This window comes from Archangium lansingense (assembly GCF_026626635.1).
Lineage (GTDB): Bacteria > Myxococcota > Myxococcia > Myxococcales > Myxococcaceae > Archangium > Archangium lansingense.
Genome location: NZ_JAPNKA010000001.1, coordinates 5,043,263 through 5,059,338 on the forward strand (window position 1 = coordinate 5,043,263; position 16,076 = coordinate 5,059,338).

General features: G+C 68.8%; 12 protein-coding genes. 9 read left to right on the forward strand and 3 right to left on the reverse strand.

Going from position 1 to position 16,076, the window contains the following annotated elements; translation table 11 throughout:
- Positions 1-70 precede the first annotated feature (70 nt).
- Both OV287_RS20740 and OV287_RS20745 read left to right on the forward strand, forming a co-directional pair.
- Positions 71-3,373: a GspE/PulE/PilB domain-containing protein gene (locus OV287_RS20740; protein WP_267535771.1), complete on the forward strand. Its 3,303-nt coding sequence runs from the start codon at positions 71-73 to the stop codon at positions 3,371-3,373.
- Positions 3,374-3,671: 298 nt separating this feature from the next.
- The gene (locus tag OV287_RS20745; protein WP_267532091.1) at positions 3,672-5,093 is read left to right on the forward strand and encodes an IS4 family transposase; all 1,422 of its coding nucleotides are present in this window, start codon (positions 3,672-3,674) and stop codon (positions 5,091-5,093) included.
- 66 nt (positions 5,094-5,159) lie between these two features.
- On the opposite strand, the gene OV287_RS20750 is transcribed toward OV287_RS20745, so the two are convergent.
- Positions 5,160-7,946, reverse strand: a complete 2,787-nt coding sequence (locus OV287_RS20750) for a vitamin B12-dependent ribonucleotide reductase (protein WP_267535772.1) — start codon at positions 7,944-7,946, stop codon at positions 5,160-5,162.
- A gap of 585 nt (positions 7,947-8,531) precedes the next feature.
- Here OV287_RS20750 and OV287_RS20755 point away from each other — a divergent pair.
- On the forward strand, positions 8,532-8,867 hold the full coding sequence (locus OV287_RS20755) for a (2Fe-2S) ferredoxin domain-containing protein (protein WP_267535773.1): 336 nt from the start codon (positions 8,532-8,534) through the stop codon (positions 8,865-8,867).
- A gap of 132 nt (positions 8,868-8,999) precedes the next feature.
- On the opposite strand, the gene OV287_RS20760 is transcribed toward OV287_RS20755, so the two are convergent.
- Positions 9,000-9,683 carry a Bax inhibitor-1/YccA family protein gene (locus tag OV287_RS20760; protein ID WP_308809649.1) on the reverse strand — a complete coding sequence of 228 codons (684 nt, stop codon included), beginning with the start codon at positions 9,681-9,683 and terminating at the stop codon, positions 9,000-9,002.
- A 148-nt stretch (positions 9,684-9,831) separates the two neighbouring features.
- Entirely contained in the window at positions 9,832-11,298 is a 1,467-nt protein-coding gene (locus OV287_RS20765) for a hypothetical protein (RefSeq protein ID WP_267535775.1), read from the reverse strand.
- A gap of 196 nt (positions 11,299-11,494) precedes the next feature.
- Here OV287_RS20765 and OV287_RS20770 point away from each other — a divergent pair, with 196 nt between their 5' ends.
- The 6 genes from OV287_RS20770 (at position 11,495) to OV287_RS20795 (ending at position 16,071) form a co-directional block, all read left to right on the forward strand.
- Entirely contained in the window at positions 11,495-13,147 is a 1,653-nt protein-coding gene (locus tag OV287_RS20770) for a thiamine pyrophosphate-binding protein (RefSeq protein ID WP_267535776.1), read from the forward strand.
- Between the two features lie 105 nt (positions 13,148-13,252).
- Entirely contained in the window at positions 13,253-13,690 is a 438-nt protein-coding gene (locus tag OV287_RS20775; protein WP_267535777.1) for a hypothetical protein, read from the forward strand.
- A gap of 366 nt (positions 13,691-14,056) precedes the next feature.
- Positions 14,057-14,533: a hypothetical protein gene (locus OV287_RS20780; RefSeq protein ID WP_267535778.1), complete on the forward strand. Its 477-nt coding sequence runs from the start codon at positions 14,057-14,059 to the stop codon at positions 14,531-14,533.
- The gene (locus tag OV287_RS20785; RefSeq protein ID WP_267535779.1) at positions 14,517-15,002 is read left to right on the forward strand and encodes a hypothetical protein; all 486 of its coding nucleotides are present in this window, start codon (positions 14,517-14,519) and stop codon (positions 15,000-15,002) included. The genes OV287_RS20780 and OV287_RS20785 overlap by 17 nt, the downstream gene beginning before the upstream one ends.
- Before the next feature lie 73 nt (positions 15,003-15,075).
- Positions 15,076-15,453 (forward strand): hypothetical protein, encoded by a 378-nt coding sequence (locus OV287_RS20790; RefSeq protein WP_267535780.1) that lies wholly within the window; start codon positions 15,076-15,078, stop codon positions 15,451-15,453.
- 12 nt (positions 15,454-15,465) lie between these two features.
- Entirely contained in the window at positions 15,466-16,071 is a 606-nt protein-coding gene (locus tag OV287_RS20795) for a hypothetical protein (protein ID WP_267535781.1), read from the forward strand.
- The last annotated feature ends 5 nt before the right edge of the window (positions 16,072-16,076 follow it).

The following is a 16,076-nucleotide window of genomic DNA, read 5'->3' on the forward strand; positions in this document are numbered from 1 at the left end:
GTGGCCTGTCGCACGCCCAAGCGGAGAGTCGTGACCTCCAGGTTGCATACCGGTCTAGTATCGGCCTCGCATGGCTGAACAGCTCGGAGCGCATCTGGTCCGCAAGGGCCTCATCACGCAGGCGCAGCTCGATGAGGCTCTGAAGTCGCAACTCATCTACGGTGGCAGCCTGGGAACCAACCTGGTCGAGCTGGGAGTGCTCGACATGGCCACGTTGGGGCAAGCGCTGTCCGACGCGTTCCACTTCCCGCTCGCGCCCGAGGCAGAGCTGGAGGCGGTGGCGCCCGAGACGATCGCGCTGCTCAAACCCGAGCAGGTGCGCAACCACCTGGCTTTCCCGCTGGCCCTGGAGGGCCGCCGCCTGCGCGTGGCCTTGGTGAACCCGCAGGATCCCAAGCACGTGGATGCGCTCGGCTTCGCCACGGGCATGCGCATCGTGCCCTCCATCCTGCCGGAGCTGCGCCTCTTCGATTTGCTGGAGAAACGCTACGGCATCCCCAAGCCCGTGCGCCCCGTTCGTCCGGCTCAGCCCAAGCCCGCGGTGGGGCAGGGGGCCTCCGTTGCGCAGCGGCCCGCGCCAGTGCCTCAGCCGGCGCAAGCGCCGACCTCGGCTCAGCCTTCTCCGGCGGCTCCTCCGCGCCCAGCGTCTCCGGGGGCGCCGGCTCCTTCGGGTCCGGGTCCCGCGCAGCCCGCGCCGGCAGGTGCTCCGGTGGCCGCCGCACCTCGTCCTGGCCCCACGCCCCCCGCTCCGGCTCCCGCTCCTGGCGCCGCCAACCCCGGGATGAATCCCCAGGCTCAGCCTCCGGTGGCCGCCGCGGGCCCGTCTCCGGGTATGCGGCCCGCACCGGCGGCTCCTCCACCTTCGGCACCCGCGGGTGTTGTCGCGAAGCCTGCTTCCGCTCCTGTGGCGGGTGCGCCTGCTGCTCCGGGAGCGCCTGGTGCCGCGCCCGGTGGGGCTGTGGCTCCGAGGCCTCCGGCGCCCGTGGGTGGTGCTCCTGTTCCTGGGGCTCCTGGAAGTGCTCCGGCTGGGGCTGTGGCGGCTCGTCCGCCGGTTTCGCCCGGAGTGCCCGGGCGTGTTCCGGCTGGTGCTGCGCCTGCTCATCCTCCCGCGGCGGTGGCTTCGGCCGGGCCGGGCGCGCCCTCGGGAGCACCAGGCGGAGCTGTGCCTCCAGCGGCCGCGGCGAGATCCCCTGGTGCGCCGGGTGCACCGCCCTCCGCGCCTCCTCGACCCGTCCCCGCGGGCATGCCTGGCGCGCCGGGCGCACCCGCCGCGAAGCCTGCTGCACCGGCTCCCTCCAGTGGTGCACCCGCTGGGGCCACGCCTCCGCAACCTGCCTCGCCTGCGACACCCGCCACGCCGGGTGGGCCTGTGGCCGCGAAGCCCGCGGGCGCTGCTCCGAGCGCGGGCGGCCCCGCACAGCCCGGGCAGAGCCTGCCTCCGGGCATGTTGCCGCGGAACGCTCCGGGGGCGGCTCAGCCAGCTCCGGGACAGGTTCCTCCGACTCAGGCGGTGCGTCCTCCAGAGACTCCGGCGGCTCAGCCGGGCGCGGCTCCTGTGCGTCCTTCGGCGCCTGGGACGTCGCCCGTTCCTCCTGGTGCGCAGGCTCCTCCCGGTGCGCCCGCGATGGCTCGTCCTCCCGTGGGGGCTCCTCCTTCGGGGATGCCGCCGCGCCAGGAGCCTCCGAGTACCGCGGCTCGTCCCGCTCCGGTAGCGGCGCCACCTCCGGGCGCTCCTGCTCCCGCGTCCACACAGAGCGGGGCGGTGCCTCCTCCCGCGGGGGCGTCTCCGGCGGCTCCTCAGCCCGTGCCGGCTCCCAAGCCAGCGGCTCCCGGCGTGGCAGCTCCGCAGCCTGCGCGCGCTCCCGTGCCTCAGCCTGCGCCTGTCGCGGCTCGGCCTCCGGTTGTTCCTGCTCCCGGCGTGCCGCAGACCGCGCCTTCCGCTCCGCAGGCCTCGACGCCTGGCAGCGCGCAGGCCGCTCCGGCGTCGGGGCCAGTTCAGAGCACGCCCTCCACTCAGCCCGCGCCTACGGCTCCAGTGCCCGAGGCCAGGCCCGTGGTGGCTTCTCCGGACCTCTCGCGCAAGCCTGAGACTTTCTCCACGCCGGCGGCGGTGGTGGCTCCTGTAGCGGCTGCGGCTCCGGCGACTGCCTCCGCGCAGGCCAGGCCTTCTCCGGCGATTGCCTCCGCTCAGGCGGGCGCTTTTCCCGTCACCCTCAAGGACGCGCCTTTTCTGCCGCAGGATGCCGAGCCGGAGCAGGAGGAGCGGCTGGTTCCTCTCATGGAAGAGGAGACCTCCGCTGCTCCCGCGGCCAGCGTGCAGCCGCCTCCGACGGCCGAGTCCGCGCCCACCGCTCCGTCTCCCGCGCCGGAACTGAAGAAGGCAGAGCCCGCGGCCGAGGTACCTGTCGCGGTGCCTCCTGCGTCCGAGACGTCTGCACCGCCTGCGCGGGCTCCCCTCGCGGCCAGCCCGGCGCAGGTCGCAGGCGAGACGGCTCCCGTGTCTCCCGAGCGCAAGCCTCGGTCCGTTTCCGTGCAGCCGGTCGAGCTGCCCTCGGAGCCCGCCGGAGACATGCAGGTGTCGTCGCACCTGGAGCTCATGGACTGGCGTCAGTCGGAGACGGCGGACGCCGGACCGAGTGCGGAGTCCTCGTCTCCCTGGGCGCGGCGGGCCATCGAGGTGGACTTCTCGTCGCAGGAGTCGCTCCCCTCCGAGGCGGGTGTCTCCGATGCGGAAGGGGAGATTCCGCTGGCGTCCGTGCACGAGTTCATCCCGACCTGGGATCCTTCGGCTGAGCCTCCGGCGGCGGAAGTGGATGGGCCGCCCGCGGAGGACTGGCAGGCCGCGGGACCGGGCGTGCCGGAAGGGGCTCTGGCTGGGGATTCGCAGAGCATCCAGCTGATGCAATTCCAGGAGTCGCTCGAGGCCCTGCAGCAGGCGACGACGCGGGGTGAGCTGGGCAAGGTGCTGCTGGCCTACTGCCAGGGGCGTTTCCCGCGAGGCTTCCTGCTGGGCGAGACGTTTGGTTTTGCTCGGGTGGGGCGTGCGTACGGCCCTGGCAGCGACAAGTACGAGGTCTCGGCGTTGCAGGTGGACCTCGAGGCGCCCTCGCTGCTGGCCATGGCCGCGGCGGGCGGCAGGGCCGTCGTCTCCAGCGTGCCGGAGAGTCCGGTGGACGAGCAGCTCTTCGCCGCCCTCGGCGAGTCGTTCTCGCACCTGATGGCGGCGCCCATCCGGATGCACCAGCGCACGGTAGGCTTCATCGTCCTCGACGGCGGGCCTTCTCCGTTCGGCGCCGAGGAGCTCGATGAGCTGGAGCAGCTCCTCTCGGTGGCCTCCGAGGCCTATGGCCGGCTGAACGAGACCGCGTCCTGACTCGGGGCCCTCCGTGCCCGCAATGCCTGACATCGAGGGGTAACAAAAAGGCCCCGGTACGTGTGTACCGGAGCCTCTCTGCATCACGGATTCTTGTCTGGGATTCGCGGAGACCCTCACCCCGTCCCTCTCCCAGAGGGAGAGGGGAGTGGTTTGAACCCTCGTACAGCCGATACCCTCACCCCGTCCCTCTCCCGAGGGGCTGAAGAATGCACACGCAGAGGGAGAGAGGGAGCAAGGGGTGAGCAAGCTGGATGGAGCATGACGTGAGCGGTAGGGCCGGATAGAGAGGCAGCCCATGGAAGCTGCCCCTTTGTATCTGACGTACGAGGTTCTCTATCCAGCAGGGAGTTTCGGTCCGCTTGAGGAGGTGTGGCTGAGGGAGAGGTTGCTGCACACCCTTCACCTGATGGAGGGGCAGCCCGGCGTCACCATCAACCGATTGGGCACCAGCCGGGCGGAGCGAATGGGGGCCTACCGCATGCTGGAGAACGAAGACGTCAGCTTCCGGCAGCTGCTGGAGCCAGCGGCCCGGACAGTGGGCAAGGCGGTGGCGAAAGGGCAGGCGGGAGAGGTGGCCTTGTGTGTACACGACCGGACCGAGGTGGAGCTCAGCCATCTGTCCATGAGCGGGGTGGGCCAGGTGGGCAATCCCGTGTGTCAGGGCTTCTTTCTGCAGACGGCGTTGGTGGTGCAGGCCGACGGCGCCGCTTTTGGAGTGCTGGGAGCGCGCACCTGGGCGCGCCCGGCCGCGCAAAGGGGAAAGGCCAAGAGCAGGAAGCAGCGGCCCTTCGAGCAGAAGGAAAGCAGCTTGTGGTGGCAGGCCATGGTGGAGGCCGAAGAGGGAGTGGGCGAGCCAGGGCGACTGCTGCACGTCATCGACGCCGAAGGAGACATTTTCGAGTTGTTCTCCCGCTCGGCTAGCGCGTCGTATCAACTGCTGGTGCGCGCCGGCCAGGACAGGCGCGTGGAGGGAGAAGGGGGGAGGCTGTGGGCCACCATGGAGGGGCTGCCCGTGGTGGACAGCCGGCTGCTGCACGTGTCGGCGCAACCAGCCCGGGCGGACAAGCCGGCGCGCACGGCACGCGACGCCACGCTGGTGCTGCGCTACGTCCCTCTCACGCTGCTGCCTCCCGGGCGCCAGGGTGGGCAGCCGGTGCCGGTGTGGGGCGTGCTGGTGCGCGAAGAAGAGCCGCCACAGGGACAGAAAGCAGTGGAGTGGCTGCTGCTGAGCAACGTGCCCATTGAAAGCGTGGAGGCGGCCTGGGGCGCGGTGTCCACCTACCAGAAGAGGTGGGGGATTGAGGAGTTGCACAAGGCCCTGAAGACGGGCTGCCGCCTGGAGGGGCGTCAGCACCAGAGGCGCGAGCACCTTGAAAACCTGCTCGTCCTCACTCTGCTGGTTTCCGTCAAGATGCTGCGCCTGCGCACCCTGAGCCGCACTCTCCCGGACGAGCCCGCAGATGAAGTGTTGGAGCCCGCCGAGGTGCAGGTGCTCCAAGCCATGGCACCCCAACTCTCTCCACGCATGCGACTGCAAGGGGCGCTGACGCTTCGTCAGGCCCTGCTGCTCATCGCCGCCCTAGGCGGTTACATGGCCAACCCGGACAAGAAACCTCCGGGCTGGCTCGTCCTCTGGCGCGGCTACGAACGGCTGGGCGACTACGTCGCCGGCTTCACCCTCGCCCAGCACCTTTCCTCCGCTCCCCCGCCTACTTAGCGTGTGCAATCCTCAGCCCGAGGGGAGAGGGGATGGGGGCTCAGTGGCTGCTGGAAGGCGCGAGCCTCAGCTGCAGCCGCTCGTGGTGCCGCAGTTGCTGCACTTGTAGCAGGCGCCGTTGCGCACCATGATCTCGCCGCACGTGTGGCACGGCGGCGCGTCCGCCTGGTTCAGGTACGTCTTGCGCGGCGTCGACATCGGCAGCGCCACCGCCGCCAGCTGCACCGGCTTCGCCGCAGGCTCGGCCATCACCTGCTTCTCCACCGCCTCCTCCAACCCCTCGGCCTCCTGCTCGCTCGGCAGGAACTTCAGCGAGAGCCACCGGAAGATGTAGTCGACGATCGACTTGGCGATCGGCACCGCCGGGTTGCCCGTGAAGCCGCTCGGCTCGAAGCGCGTGTGGCTGAACTTGTCCACCAGCACCTGCAGCGGCACTCCGTACTGCAGCGCCAGCGACACCGCCGTGGCGAAGCTGTCCATCAGGCCGCTCACCACCGAGCCTTCCTTCGCCATCACGCAGAAGAGCTCGCCCGGCGTCCCGTCCTCGTACATGCCCACCGTCAGGTAGCCCTCGTGGCCACCGATGGAGAACTTGTGCGTGATCGCCTGCCGCTCGTCCGGCAGCCGCCTCCTCATCGCGTTGGCGTCCTTCACCGCCGCCAGAGCCGGCTCGGCCACCACGGCCTTCGTGTCCTTCACCTTGTCCTTCGAGGTGTTCAGCGGCTGCGTCCGCTTGCACCCGTCGCGGTACACCGCCACCGCCTTCAGGCCCAGCTTCCACGCCTCGATGTACGCCTTCTCGATGTCCTCCACCGCGGCGTCCGACGGCATGTTCACCGTCTTCGAGATGGCGCCCGACAGGAACGGCTGCGTCGCGCCCATCATCTTCAGGTGGCCCATCCAGTGGATGCTGCGCTGGCCCTTCGCCGGCTTGAAGGCGCAGTCGAACACCGGCAGGTGCTCGGGCTTGAGGTGCGGGGCGCCCTCGATCGTCTCGTGCTTGTCCAGGTAGGTGATGATGTCCTGCGACTGGGTCTGCGGGTAGCCCAGCTTCTCCAGCGCCAGCGGCACCGTCTGGTTGACGATCTTCAGCATGCCGCCACCCACCAGCTTCTTGTACTTGATGAGCGCGATGTCCGGCTCGATGCCCGTCGTGTCGCAGTCCATCATGAAGCCGATGGTGCCCGTGGGGGCCAGCACCGTCACCTGGCTGTTGCGGTAGCCGGACTCGGTGCCCAGCGTCAGCGCCTCGTCCCACGCCTTCTTCTGCGCCTCGAACAGATCGGAGCGCACACCCTCCGGCGACACGTTGTAGGCCGCCTTGCGGTGCTTGCGGATGACGCCGAGGAACGGCTCCTCGTTCTTCGCGTAGCCCTGGAACGGCCCCATCTTCCCGGCCATCCGCGCGCTCATCGCGTACGCCTCGCCGCACATCAGCGAGGTGATGGCCGCCGCGTAGTTGCGGCCCGCCTCCGAGTCGTACGGCAGGCCCGTGGCCATCAGCAGCGCGCCCAGGTTGGCGTAGCCCAGGCCCAGCGGCCGGAACGCGTGGCTGTTCTGGGTGATCTTCTCCGAGGGGTACTTGGAGAAGCCGACGATGATCTCCATCGCCAGCAGCACCACGCCCACCGCGTGCTTGAAGGCGGCCACGTCGAAGTCGCCGTCAATGGTGCGGAAGTGCATCAGGTTCAGCGACGCCAGGTTGCAGGCCGAGTCGTCGAGGAACATGTACTCCGAGCACGGGTTGGACGCGTTGATGCGGTCCGTGTTCGAGCAGGTGTGCCAGTTGTTGATGGTGCTGTCGAACTGCAGGCCCGGATCTCCACACAGGTGCGCCGCCGCGGAGATCTCCCGGAACAGGTCACGCGCCTTGTAGGTGTCCAGGGGACGCCCGTCACGCACCGCCCGCGTCGTCCACGCGCCGTCGTTCACCACCGCGCGCATGAACTCGTCCGTCACGCGCACCGAGTTGTTCGAGTTCTGGAAGAACACCGACGAGTACGCCTCGCCGTTGAAGCTCGGGTCATACCCGGCCTCGATGAGCGCCCAGGCCTTCTTCTCCTCAGTGGACTTGCAGCGGATGAAGTCCAGCACGTCCGGATGGTCCGCGTTCAGGATGACCATCTTCGCCGCGCGGCGCGTCTTGCCGCCGCTCTTGATGACGCCAGCGAACGCGTCGAAGCCCTTCATGAAGGACACCGGGCCGGACGCCGTGCCACCACCGGCCAGCAGCTCCTTGCTCGAGCGGATGGTGGACAGGTTGCTGCCCGTGCCCGAGCCGTACTTGAAGAGCATGCCCTCCGTCTTCGCCAGCCCGAGGATGGACTCCATGGAGTCCCCTACCGAGTTGATGAAGCACGCCGAGCACTGCGGGTGCTCCTCCACGCCCACGTTGAACCAGACAGGGGAGTTGAAGGCCGCCTTCTGGCGCAGCAGCAGGTGGGTGAGCTCCGCGTGGAACGTGTCCCGGTCCGTCCCGGTGGCAAAGTAGCCACCCTCGGCGCCCCAGCGCGTCAGCGTGTCCACCACCCGGCCCACCAGCCGGCGCACGCTCGTCTCACGCTCCGGCGTCCCCGGCGTGCCCCGGAAGTACTTCGACGCCACCACGTTGGTGGCCAGCATGGACCAGGACTTGGGCACCTCCACGTTCTTCTGCTCGAACACGGACTTGCCGTCCTCGCCCGAGATGGACGCCGTGCGCATCTCCCACGCCAGCTCGTCGGCGGGATCCACCCCCGGCGTCGTGAAGACGCGCTCCACCGTCAGACCGCTGGCCGGGGCTCTCGTCTTCAGCCCCGCCATCGTCTCCTTACCGTCCAGTACTGCCGCCGTGGCGCTCAGGTCGCGTTCCATGGTCCCTCCCACTGCTTTCACTCAGCGTATGACTGCAAAATTTGCAAAAAGCCAAGCCCGCGAGATCTCTCGGGATCAAGAGAACTCGTTTCGACACGCCTCCCCCCGGGTAGGGTGAGGTGCGTGGCGCTGGGTCAAATCGTTGTTTGTTGGGGGCCCGCCTGCTCGTCTGGGAGCCGGGCGGGTAGGCAAAGGTACGATCTTCGTTCCGGACTCGTCAAGGTTCCGTGTCCCCTAGGTCTTGTGTAGGCAAACATTGCGCCACCTATTGCTAGGGGAGTGTGACCGACGGGACAGTCCACGTCCGGGTCCCCGACCGCGGTCCAGGACCGGGGCGGGGGTGCCGATCTAAAGCTTGGCCGGCTGGCGATCAACTCTCTTGCGCAGCCCTTTGTGTAGTGGACCGTCAATCGATGACGAGTCATGTAGGGTCACTCCAGCGGAAAGGCCGATGATCACTAGCGGATGTTTGCTGAGAGTCTGTGCACGGATCGTCCGGCCGCCCAGTGCCCGAGGCAAGAAAGGGGCAGGAGGGGCTTTGGCGAGATAGTCGCTTTCGAACGGAAGGCGCGTTAGGAGGGCGACATGCCCCCCTTCAAGCGTCACGTATTCGTGTGCACCAACCGTCGCCCGGACGGGCACCCCAAGGGCTGCTGCGCCACCAAGGGTGGGGAGGACGTCCGCGCTCGCTTCAAGGAGGAGCTGGAGAAGCGGGGCCTCAAGGGGCAGATGAGGGCCAACGCGGCTGGGTGCCTGGACACGTGCTCGTTCGGCGTGTCGGTGGTCGTCTACCCCGAGGGCACCTGGTACGGCGGGGTGAAGCCCGAGGACGTGCCCGCCATCGTCGACGAGCACCTCGTGGGCGGCCAGCCTGTGGAGCGGCTGCTGATGCCGTTCTCTCGCAAGAAGGCCGAGGAGTAGGTCCGGCTCAGCTGGACCCCTATAGCAGGGGGGCCCAGCGCGTCACGGACTTCGGGGCCCATGTAGCCGCCCAAGAAAAAAGGCGGCGGGCCCGGGAGCCCACCGCCTTCATTCACTCCATCAGGCAGGTGCCTAGTCGCGGCGGACGCCGACCAGGCGCAGCAGGGAGATGAAGAGGTTGATGAAGTCCAGGTAGAGCGTCAGCGCGCCGACGATGCTCAGCGTGGCGGCCGAGCTGTAGCCCGACTCGGCGTGCATCTCGCGCAGCTTCTGCGTGTCGTACGCGGTGAGGCCCGCGAAGACGAGCACGCCCGCGCACCCGAGCACGAAGTTCATCATCGGGCTCTGGACGAAGACCTGCACGATGCTGGCGACGAAGATGCCGATGAGCCCCATGAAGAGGAAGGTGGACCAGCCGCTCAGGTCCTTCTTGGTGACGGTGCCGAAGACGCTCATCGCGCCGAAGGCGCCCGCGCTCATCAGGAACGCATTGGCGATGGAGCCGCTCGTGTAGACGTAGAAGAGCACCGAGAAGGTGAGCCCCGTGAGCACCGAGTAGGCCAGGAAGAGCGCTCCAGCCACCGCGCCGGAGAGCCGGTTGGCCATCCCCGACAGAGCGAACACCAGACCGAGCTGCGCGAAGAACAGCAGCCAGCGGAACTGGGCGATCTGCATCACCAGCTGCGGGGAGGCGGCGATGAAGAGCGCCACCACTCCAGTCACGGCGAGACCGGCAAACATCCAGCCGTACACGCGAGACATGAAGGCGCGCCGCGACTCCTGCACGAGGACGTCACTGACTGCGGGGCGAGCCATTCGAAACCCGGGAGATTCCCAAGCCATAGAAATTCCGTGTCCTTTCCTTGCAAGAGGACGGGAATGCCCCCCGCCCAGCGTCATCCTATATAGCGCGCCTTCAACCGGCGTGCGGTGCTTCTGTTCCCACCTGTTCGGTGCCCCTCGATTAGAGGGCCTTCCAGGCCATGAGCAGCTTCTGGGCCACCTCGGTGGTGATGAGCGGCAGCACACCACCCCCGCCCACGATGTTGACGATCTCCGAGGTGGAGCCCCGGCACACCCCGCCCCAGGCCGGCTGCTTCGCCAGTCCCACCGAGGCGTACGCGGAGTAATCCACGTGCAGCGAGAGGGGCGTGATGCCGCTCTCCTCGCACAGCAGGTGCTCCTCGGGGGTGGTCTCCACCACCTCTTGCACCACGAAGCCGCCGCCCGCGGGGTCGGTGGCGGCGCGCTCGCACAGTTCCGCCCACGTGGGCACGGTGCCGTAGGCGGCCTTCGCCCGCTCCTCGAACGCTGGAGTGCCCACCGAGCGGCCGAGGTACACCGCCCGGCCGCCGTAGTCCCAGGCCCGCTTGAGGACGAATCGCCGAGGCTCCGCCACCACGAGCGCCACCAGATCCTCCACCCGCTGCCCGTCCGGGCCCACGCCGGGGCCGTGCCGGAAGGGCCTCGTCCAAGGCACTGACGTGCGCACTGCCTCCAACTCCTCGGGCGTCAGTCCGGCGGCCTCGGCGCGCGCGGGCTCCACGAGCGCCTGGGAGAGCAGGGCGAACGTCGTCTTCACCTCCACCGGCGAGGCCGGCGGGTTGAGCAACACCGCCTTGCGCCCCGGCACCGCACCGAAGAAGTCCTCCACCCACGGCGCGGGCGTCTCCTCCAGCCGCCGCACGAAGAGGTGCCGGTACACCAGGTCATAGCGCTTGCCGCGCACCTCGAAGTGTGTGTCGCCGGAGACCTCATCCGGGTGGACGACGTCCGCGTCCGCGCCGAACTCGCGGAAGCGCTCGCACAGGTAGCGCTGCTCGGTGATTTGAGCGTCGTTGCGGCGGCAGAGCAGGGCGATGGTGTCCGGCATCTTCCCGTCGCGCTCGGCGGCATAGCCGTCCAGCAGGGAGCGGTAGAGGGCCAGCGCGTTGCTGCCGTTGGCGGAGATGACCGCATAGAGGGCCTTCTCCGGGTAGCGGAAGTGCCGGGCCACCACCTCGATGAAGGTGCGCGCGGCGATGTCCGAATAGCCCTGCATGGCCGGGATGGTGGCGTTGACCTCCAGGGCGCGCGGCTGGGTGTCCACGAAGTAGTCCACCCGCGTGGTGGCCAGCCGCTCCACGTTCGCGAAGGTGCGCTCGGTGAGTGCGCGCTCGAGCGGGGAGAGGCCGCCCAGCAGCAGTTCCTTCTCGTCGCTGGCGAGCACCGTGCGCGTCACCTTCATGGTGGCCGAGGCCAGGTGCGCCGAGAGGGTGGCCCGCCGGCGAATCTCCGCGGCATCGAGGATGACAGGGGTGGCGGTGACGGGGATGGGCCGGGTGGAGCCATCCTTCTGGGTGACGGCCAGTCCACGCTTGTATGCGGTGCGGGCCAGCTCCGGCCCGAAGTGGACCGCCTGACGCCGCAGCACTTCCAGGAGTTCTTGCACGGGGAGTCCTTCTACGTGTCTCTCGGGCGCCCTTCCTACTCCGCCCGGGGCACCCGGGGAATGCCTTCGACATAACGCCCAGGCGCTTCCGGCGCTGGTTCGTGGAGCCGCCGGGCGTCCAGGGGCTTCCCGGACGGCCCGATTCGGAGATGATGGCCGGACTTCCGAGGTTCCCTAAACAGAGAGGAAGCACTGCATGGGCATGGTCACCGGTGGTCAGCTCGTCGGGCGGATGCTGAAGAAAGAGGGCGTCCGGCACATCTTCACCCTGTCGGGGCTGCACGTGGCCCCCATCTACGCAGGCTGCGTGGAGGAGGGCATCCAGGTCATCGACACGCGCCACGAGCAGGCGGCTGCCCACGCGGCAGATGCCTATGCCCGGGTGACGCGCGGAGTAGGAGTGGCGGTGGTAACGGCCGGCCCTGGCGTCACGGATGCGCTCACCGGCGTGGCCAATGCCTACGCGGCCAGCTCGCCGATGATCCTCCTGGGTGGCGCGGCCCCCATCTTCAACCAGAGCCGCGGCTCGCTGCAGGAGATGGAGCAGGTGGACCTCTTCCATCGCATCTCCAAGTGGTCGGATCGCGTTCCCATGCCGGACCTGGTGCCGGCATACCTGGCCAAGGCCTTCCGGGTGGCGCTCTCCGGGCGGCCGGGGCCGGTGTTCCTGGAGCTCGCCTGGGACGTGCTCTGCAACGGCGTGGACGAAGACAGCCTGCAGATTCCCAAGAGCTACCGCACGGACGCGCGGCAGGCGCCGGACCCTCGCAAGGTGGACGAGGCCATGGCGCTGCTCAAGTCCGCCGAGCGCCCAGCCATCATCGCCGGCTCGTCGGTGTACTGGGACGGGGCGTGGGAGGCGCTGCGGCGCTTCGCGGAGACCGCGCAGATTCCCGTGTACCTCAATGGTGCGGGGCGCGGCTGTCTGCCGGCGAGCCACCCGCTGTTCTTCCAGCACACGCGCAAGGAGGCGCTGAGCGGGGCGGATCTGGTGTTCGTCATCGGCACGCCCTTTGACTTCCGGCTCAACTACGGCGCCGAGCCCACCTTCAGCGCTGAGTCGAAGATCGTCCAGGTGGACATCGACCCGACGGAGGTGGGGCGCAACCGCGTGGTGGACGTGGGCATCATCGCGGACAGCTACAGCGCGCTCACCGCCTTCGCGGACGCGGCATCCAAGGGCAAGCGCGACGCGTTCATCTCCCAGTTGCGCGAGCGCGAGCAGAAGAAGCTGCGCGACCTGGAGGTATGGACGAAGGACGACAGCTCGCCCATCCACCACTACCGCCTGGCCAAGGAGATGTCGGACGTGGCCAATGGGCCGGGGCAGGATCCGGTGTTCATCGCTGATGGCGGCAACTGGGTGGCCCTGGCGGCGAAGGTCATCGAGCTGCGCCGGCCGGGCCGGTGGTTGGATCCGGGTCCGCTCGGATGCCTGGGCGTGGGCGCGCCGTTCGCGCTGGCCTCGAAGGTGCTGCACCCGGAGCGCACGCACTGGATCATCCAGGGTGACGGCTCGTTCGGCCTCAACGGCTTCGACTTCGAGACGGCGCTGCGCTTCAAGCTGCCCATGGTGTGCGTGGTGGGCAACGACGCCGCCTGGGGACAGATCCGCCTGCCGCAGGTGCAGATGTTCGGCGAGGACAAGTCGCCGGGCACGCTGCTGGCTCCCACCCGCTACGACAAGGTGGTGGAGGCGTTCGGCGGCCATGGTGAGTTCGTGACCGAGCCGGCACAGATCCGGCCCGCGCTCGAGCGTGCCCTGGCCAGTGGCACCGTGGCGTGCGTCAACGTGATGCTGGATCCGGATGCCCCGGTGAAGGCAGGCGCCATGGGCTACGCCGTCTGATTTGTCGCGTCATTCGAGGGCGTCGCCATGTCTGGACTTGCACATGCGCGCGCCCTCGCGTACAAAATACAGAAGCAACTGTATTTCCCCTGAAACAGTGATTCCGTGAGCCGCCTCCACCGCCAAGAGCCCGCGCTGTACCGACGGCCCCGCCTGCTGGCGCTGCCGCTGGTGGTACTGTGTGCGCTGGCGTACCTGGGGAGCGCGGCTCACTTCTTCCTGGTGCAGCACAACACGTGCATCGAGCACGGGGATCTGCTGCACGAGGGCGGAGTCGAGCAGGGGGAAGCGTCCGTCCAGGTGAGCGAGTCCTTCGAGGACGAGCGCGTCACCAGTGCGGATGCCCAGGTGTCCGCGCATGGCGCGGATGCCCACTGTGCCCATGTTTTCCTCCGCCGGGTGGTGCAGCCACCGGCTGGAGTGATGCTGTCGCCGGAAGTGCCCGTCCTGTCGGGACAGGTGCTGGAGGCGGACAGCGTGGCAGTCGAGCCCCAGGTGGCGTGTCTGCACCTGGCTCCCAAGTCCTCACCGCCGCGGGTCTGAGCACGCTGGGCGCTCGGAGCCTTTCCTCCCTCTCCCTCTGGGAGAGGGTCGGGGTGAGGGTCTTCCCTCTCCGGCCTCGTATCTCCGGTCCTCGCTAGCGCCCTTCGAGCATCGACAGCGCTCCCTGCCTGGGGAGACTCCCTCCGTGCATTCTGACGCATCCTCGCGCCTCTGCTGAGGCCTGGAAAGCCACGTCCCGTGCACGGCCTGGAAGCTCCAATCCCTGGCACCGGTGCGCGAGGCGATGCCCACCCCTCGTGTATCCGCGCGCGCGCCTTCCCCACGTTCCTGGCGTCCCAATCCGTTTCAGGACGGGAGCGTGGGGGCATTGCAGCACCAACACGTCCATAGCTGGAGTCACACATCATGATGAAGAAGTTGCTGTCCGCCTGTCTTCTGTCGAGCGCGCTGCTCGCGGGTTGCGGCGAAACCAACGAGGCCGATGTCGAGGGGTGCGAGCACCTCCAGGAGGGCCCCAACTCTGCCGTGACCGCAACCGCTTCGGCGAGCGGTGCGCCCGCCGTGAGCAACGATCACAAGCGCTACGACATCACGCTGCCGGCGGGCAGCGGTGGCAACGTGGGCTCGGTGTCGTTCGCGGTGGCCGAGGCCTCCGACTACATCTTCTTCCTGGGCTCGAACGTGCCGCTGAAGGTCACCAACGCCTCCGGCCAGGAGGTGGAGTTCGAGGAGTCCGCGACGAAGTCGGACCAGTGCACGGAGGTGAAGGGCCGCTACGTGGCGCCGCTGCAGGTGGGCACGCACACGCTGACCTTCGGCCCCACGTCCGAGAGCAGTGTCTCGCTGGTCATCGAGGAGACGGCCCATGACCACGAGCACTGAGCGCAAGCTGCTGGCGGCGTTCGCCTGCGGGGTGCTGGCCCTGACGGGGTGCGTGAAGTCCTCCACTGCGCTGGAGCCCGAGCTGGCCGCTGCCCACCAGAAGCTGGAGGCCGAGCACCAGGAGATGGAAGCGGCCCACCAGAAGATGGAGGCCGAGCACCGCGAGTGGGTGGCGGAGCACGACCGCCTCAAGGGCGGCGCGGCCGACGCCGAGCACGACGCGCTGGAGGCCCAGCACGAGCAGCTGCTCTCCCGCCACGAGGCGGTGGTGGCGCGCCACGAGACGCTGGTGAGCGACCACGGCAAGCTCGAGGCCTCCCATGGCGAGGGCAAGCCCGCTTCCTCCGAGCATGAGCGGATGGAGAGCGAGGACCGCCAGATGCAGGACGAGCACAAGGCCATGGTGAGCGAGCACGAGCGCATGGGCGAGGAGCACCGCCGGATGCTCAGCGCGCACGGCACGAAGTAACGGCAGCCGGAGCGGGAGGCGCTGGTGTCCTCCCGCTCCCCTTCCTTCCACCTGATTCAGCAGGAGATTGACGATGAGTACCTTCAAGCAGTTCCTCGACGAGAAGCAGCTGAAGCCCGAGACGCTGGTGCGCCTGTCCAACCAGCTCGAGGCGCGTTCCGAGGACGATCGCAAGCTGGCGAAGCAGCGCTCCGACAAGCGGCGCGACAAGGAGAAGCAGACCAAGCCGTACGCGGAGCTGGGCATCGGCAAGCCGAAGAGTGGCCGGGGCGTGAGCGTGCAGCAGGTGACCGCTGCTCTGGAGGACCAGCCGCTGCCTCCGAAGGTGCGCGGCAAGCTGGTGCGCGCGGTGAACGCCGTGCTGTCCAAGAAGGGCGGCCAGCCGGTGGACTTCAAGGCGCTGTTCGGTGAGGTGCCGGTCCGCAAGGGCGCGGCGGCCAAGGCGAGCTGAGGAGACACGCGGATGGGCTCCTCCCTTCTCCACCCCCTCCCGCCGGACGTGCGGCGCGACGGTGAGCGGCTGTTCGAGGTCTCCATGTGGTGCATCGGCCGTGATGTCCGCCACGCGGACAACCTGCTGCTGCGCCATGGCTTCACCCGCGAGCGCATTCCGGCGGGACAGCAGGGGACCAGTGCCTACTCGGGTGCGTTGCCCGGGGGAGGGGCCCTCACGCTGTGGGGCTTCGGCGCATTGTGCCGGGTGTGCGGCGAGTCCATCTACGTGCCGCGCGATGGTTTCACCCCGGTCGTGGTGGAGGAGGGGCGCGTCACCTGGCCCGTCTTCCAGGCGGCGGGGCTCGGCAGCCCGCGCGAGCCCGTCACCCCGTGCGAGCACTCCGCCTCGCGCGCTGCGGTGGTGGCCCTCGCCGGGTGGATGGCCGGGTACGAGGAGTGGGTCCTGGGACTCATGGGCGCGGACTGGCGGCACGAGTGCTTCGCGGCACGGCCCAAGGCCTCGCGTGTGCCCGCGGAAATGTTGGCGGTGGAGTGGCGGCGGTTGGCCGGGCGCATTGAGGCGCTGGAGCGGCCGGTTGTGGACGAATCGTTTGCCCCGCTCGCCGGGGCGTGAGTGAG

Bases quoted from the DNA above. Each gene is read 5' to 3' on its own strand.
- OV287_RS20740 (WP_267535771.1), top strand. From the start codon at position 71: ATGGCTGAACAGCTCGGAGCGCATCTGGTCCGCAAGGGCCTCATCACG.
- OV287_RS20745 (WP_267532091.1), top strand. From the start codon at position 3,672: ATGGAAGCTGCCCCTTTGTATCTGACGTACGAGGTTCTCTATCCAGCA.
- OV287_RS20750 (WP_267535772.1), bottom strand. From the start codon at position 7,946: ATGGAACGCGACCTGAGCGCCACGGCGGCAGTACTGGACGGTAAGGAG.
- OV287_RS20755 (WP_267535773.1), top strand. From the start codon at position 8,532: ATGCCCCCCTTCAAGCGTCACGTATTCGTGTGCACCAACCGTCGCCCG.
- OV287_RS20760 (WP_308809649.1), bottom strand. From the start codon at position 9,683: ATGGCTCGCCCCGCAGTCAGTGACGTCCTCGTGCAGGAGTCGCGGCGC.
- OV287_RS20770 (WP_267535776.1), top strand. From the start codon at position 11,495: ATGGGCATGGTCACCGGTGGTCAGCTCGTCGGGCGGATGCTGAAGAAA.
- OV287_RS20780 (WP_267535778.1), top strand. From the start codon at position 14,057: ATGATGAAGAAGTTGCTGTCCGCCTGTCTTCTGTCGAGCGCGCTGCTC.
- OV287_RS20785 (WP_267535779.1), top strand. From the start codon at position 14,517: ATGACCACGAGCACTGAGCGCAAGCTGCTGGCGGCGTTCGCCTGCGGG.
- OV287_RS20790 (WP_267535780.1), top strand. From the start codon at position 15,076: ATGAGTACCTTCAAGCAGTTCCTCGACGAGAAGCAGCTGAAGCCCGAG.
- OV287_RS20795 (WP_267535781.1), top strand. From the start codon at position 15,466: ATGGGCTCCTCCCTTCTCCACCCCCTCCCGCCGGACGTGCGGCGCGAC.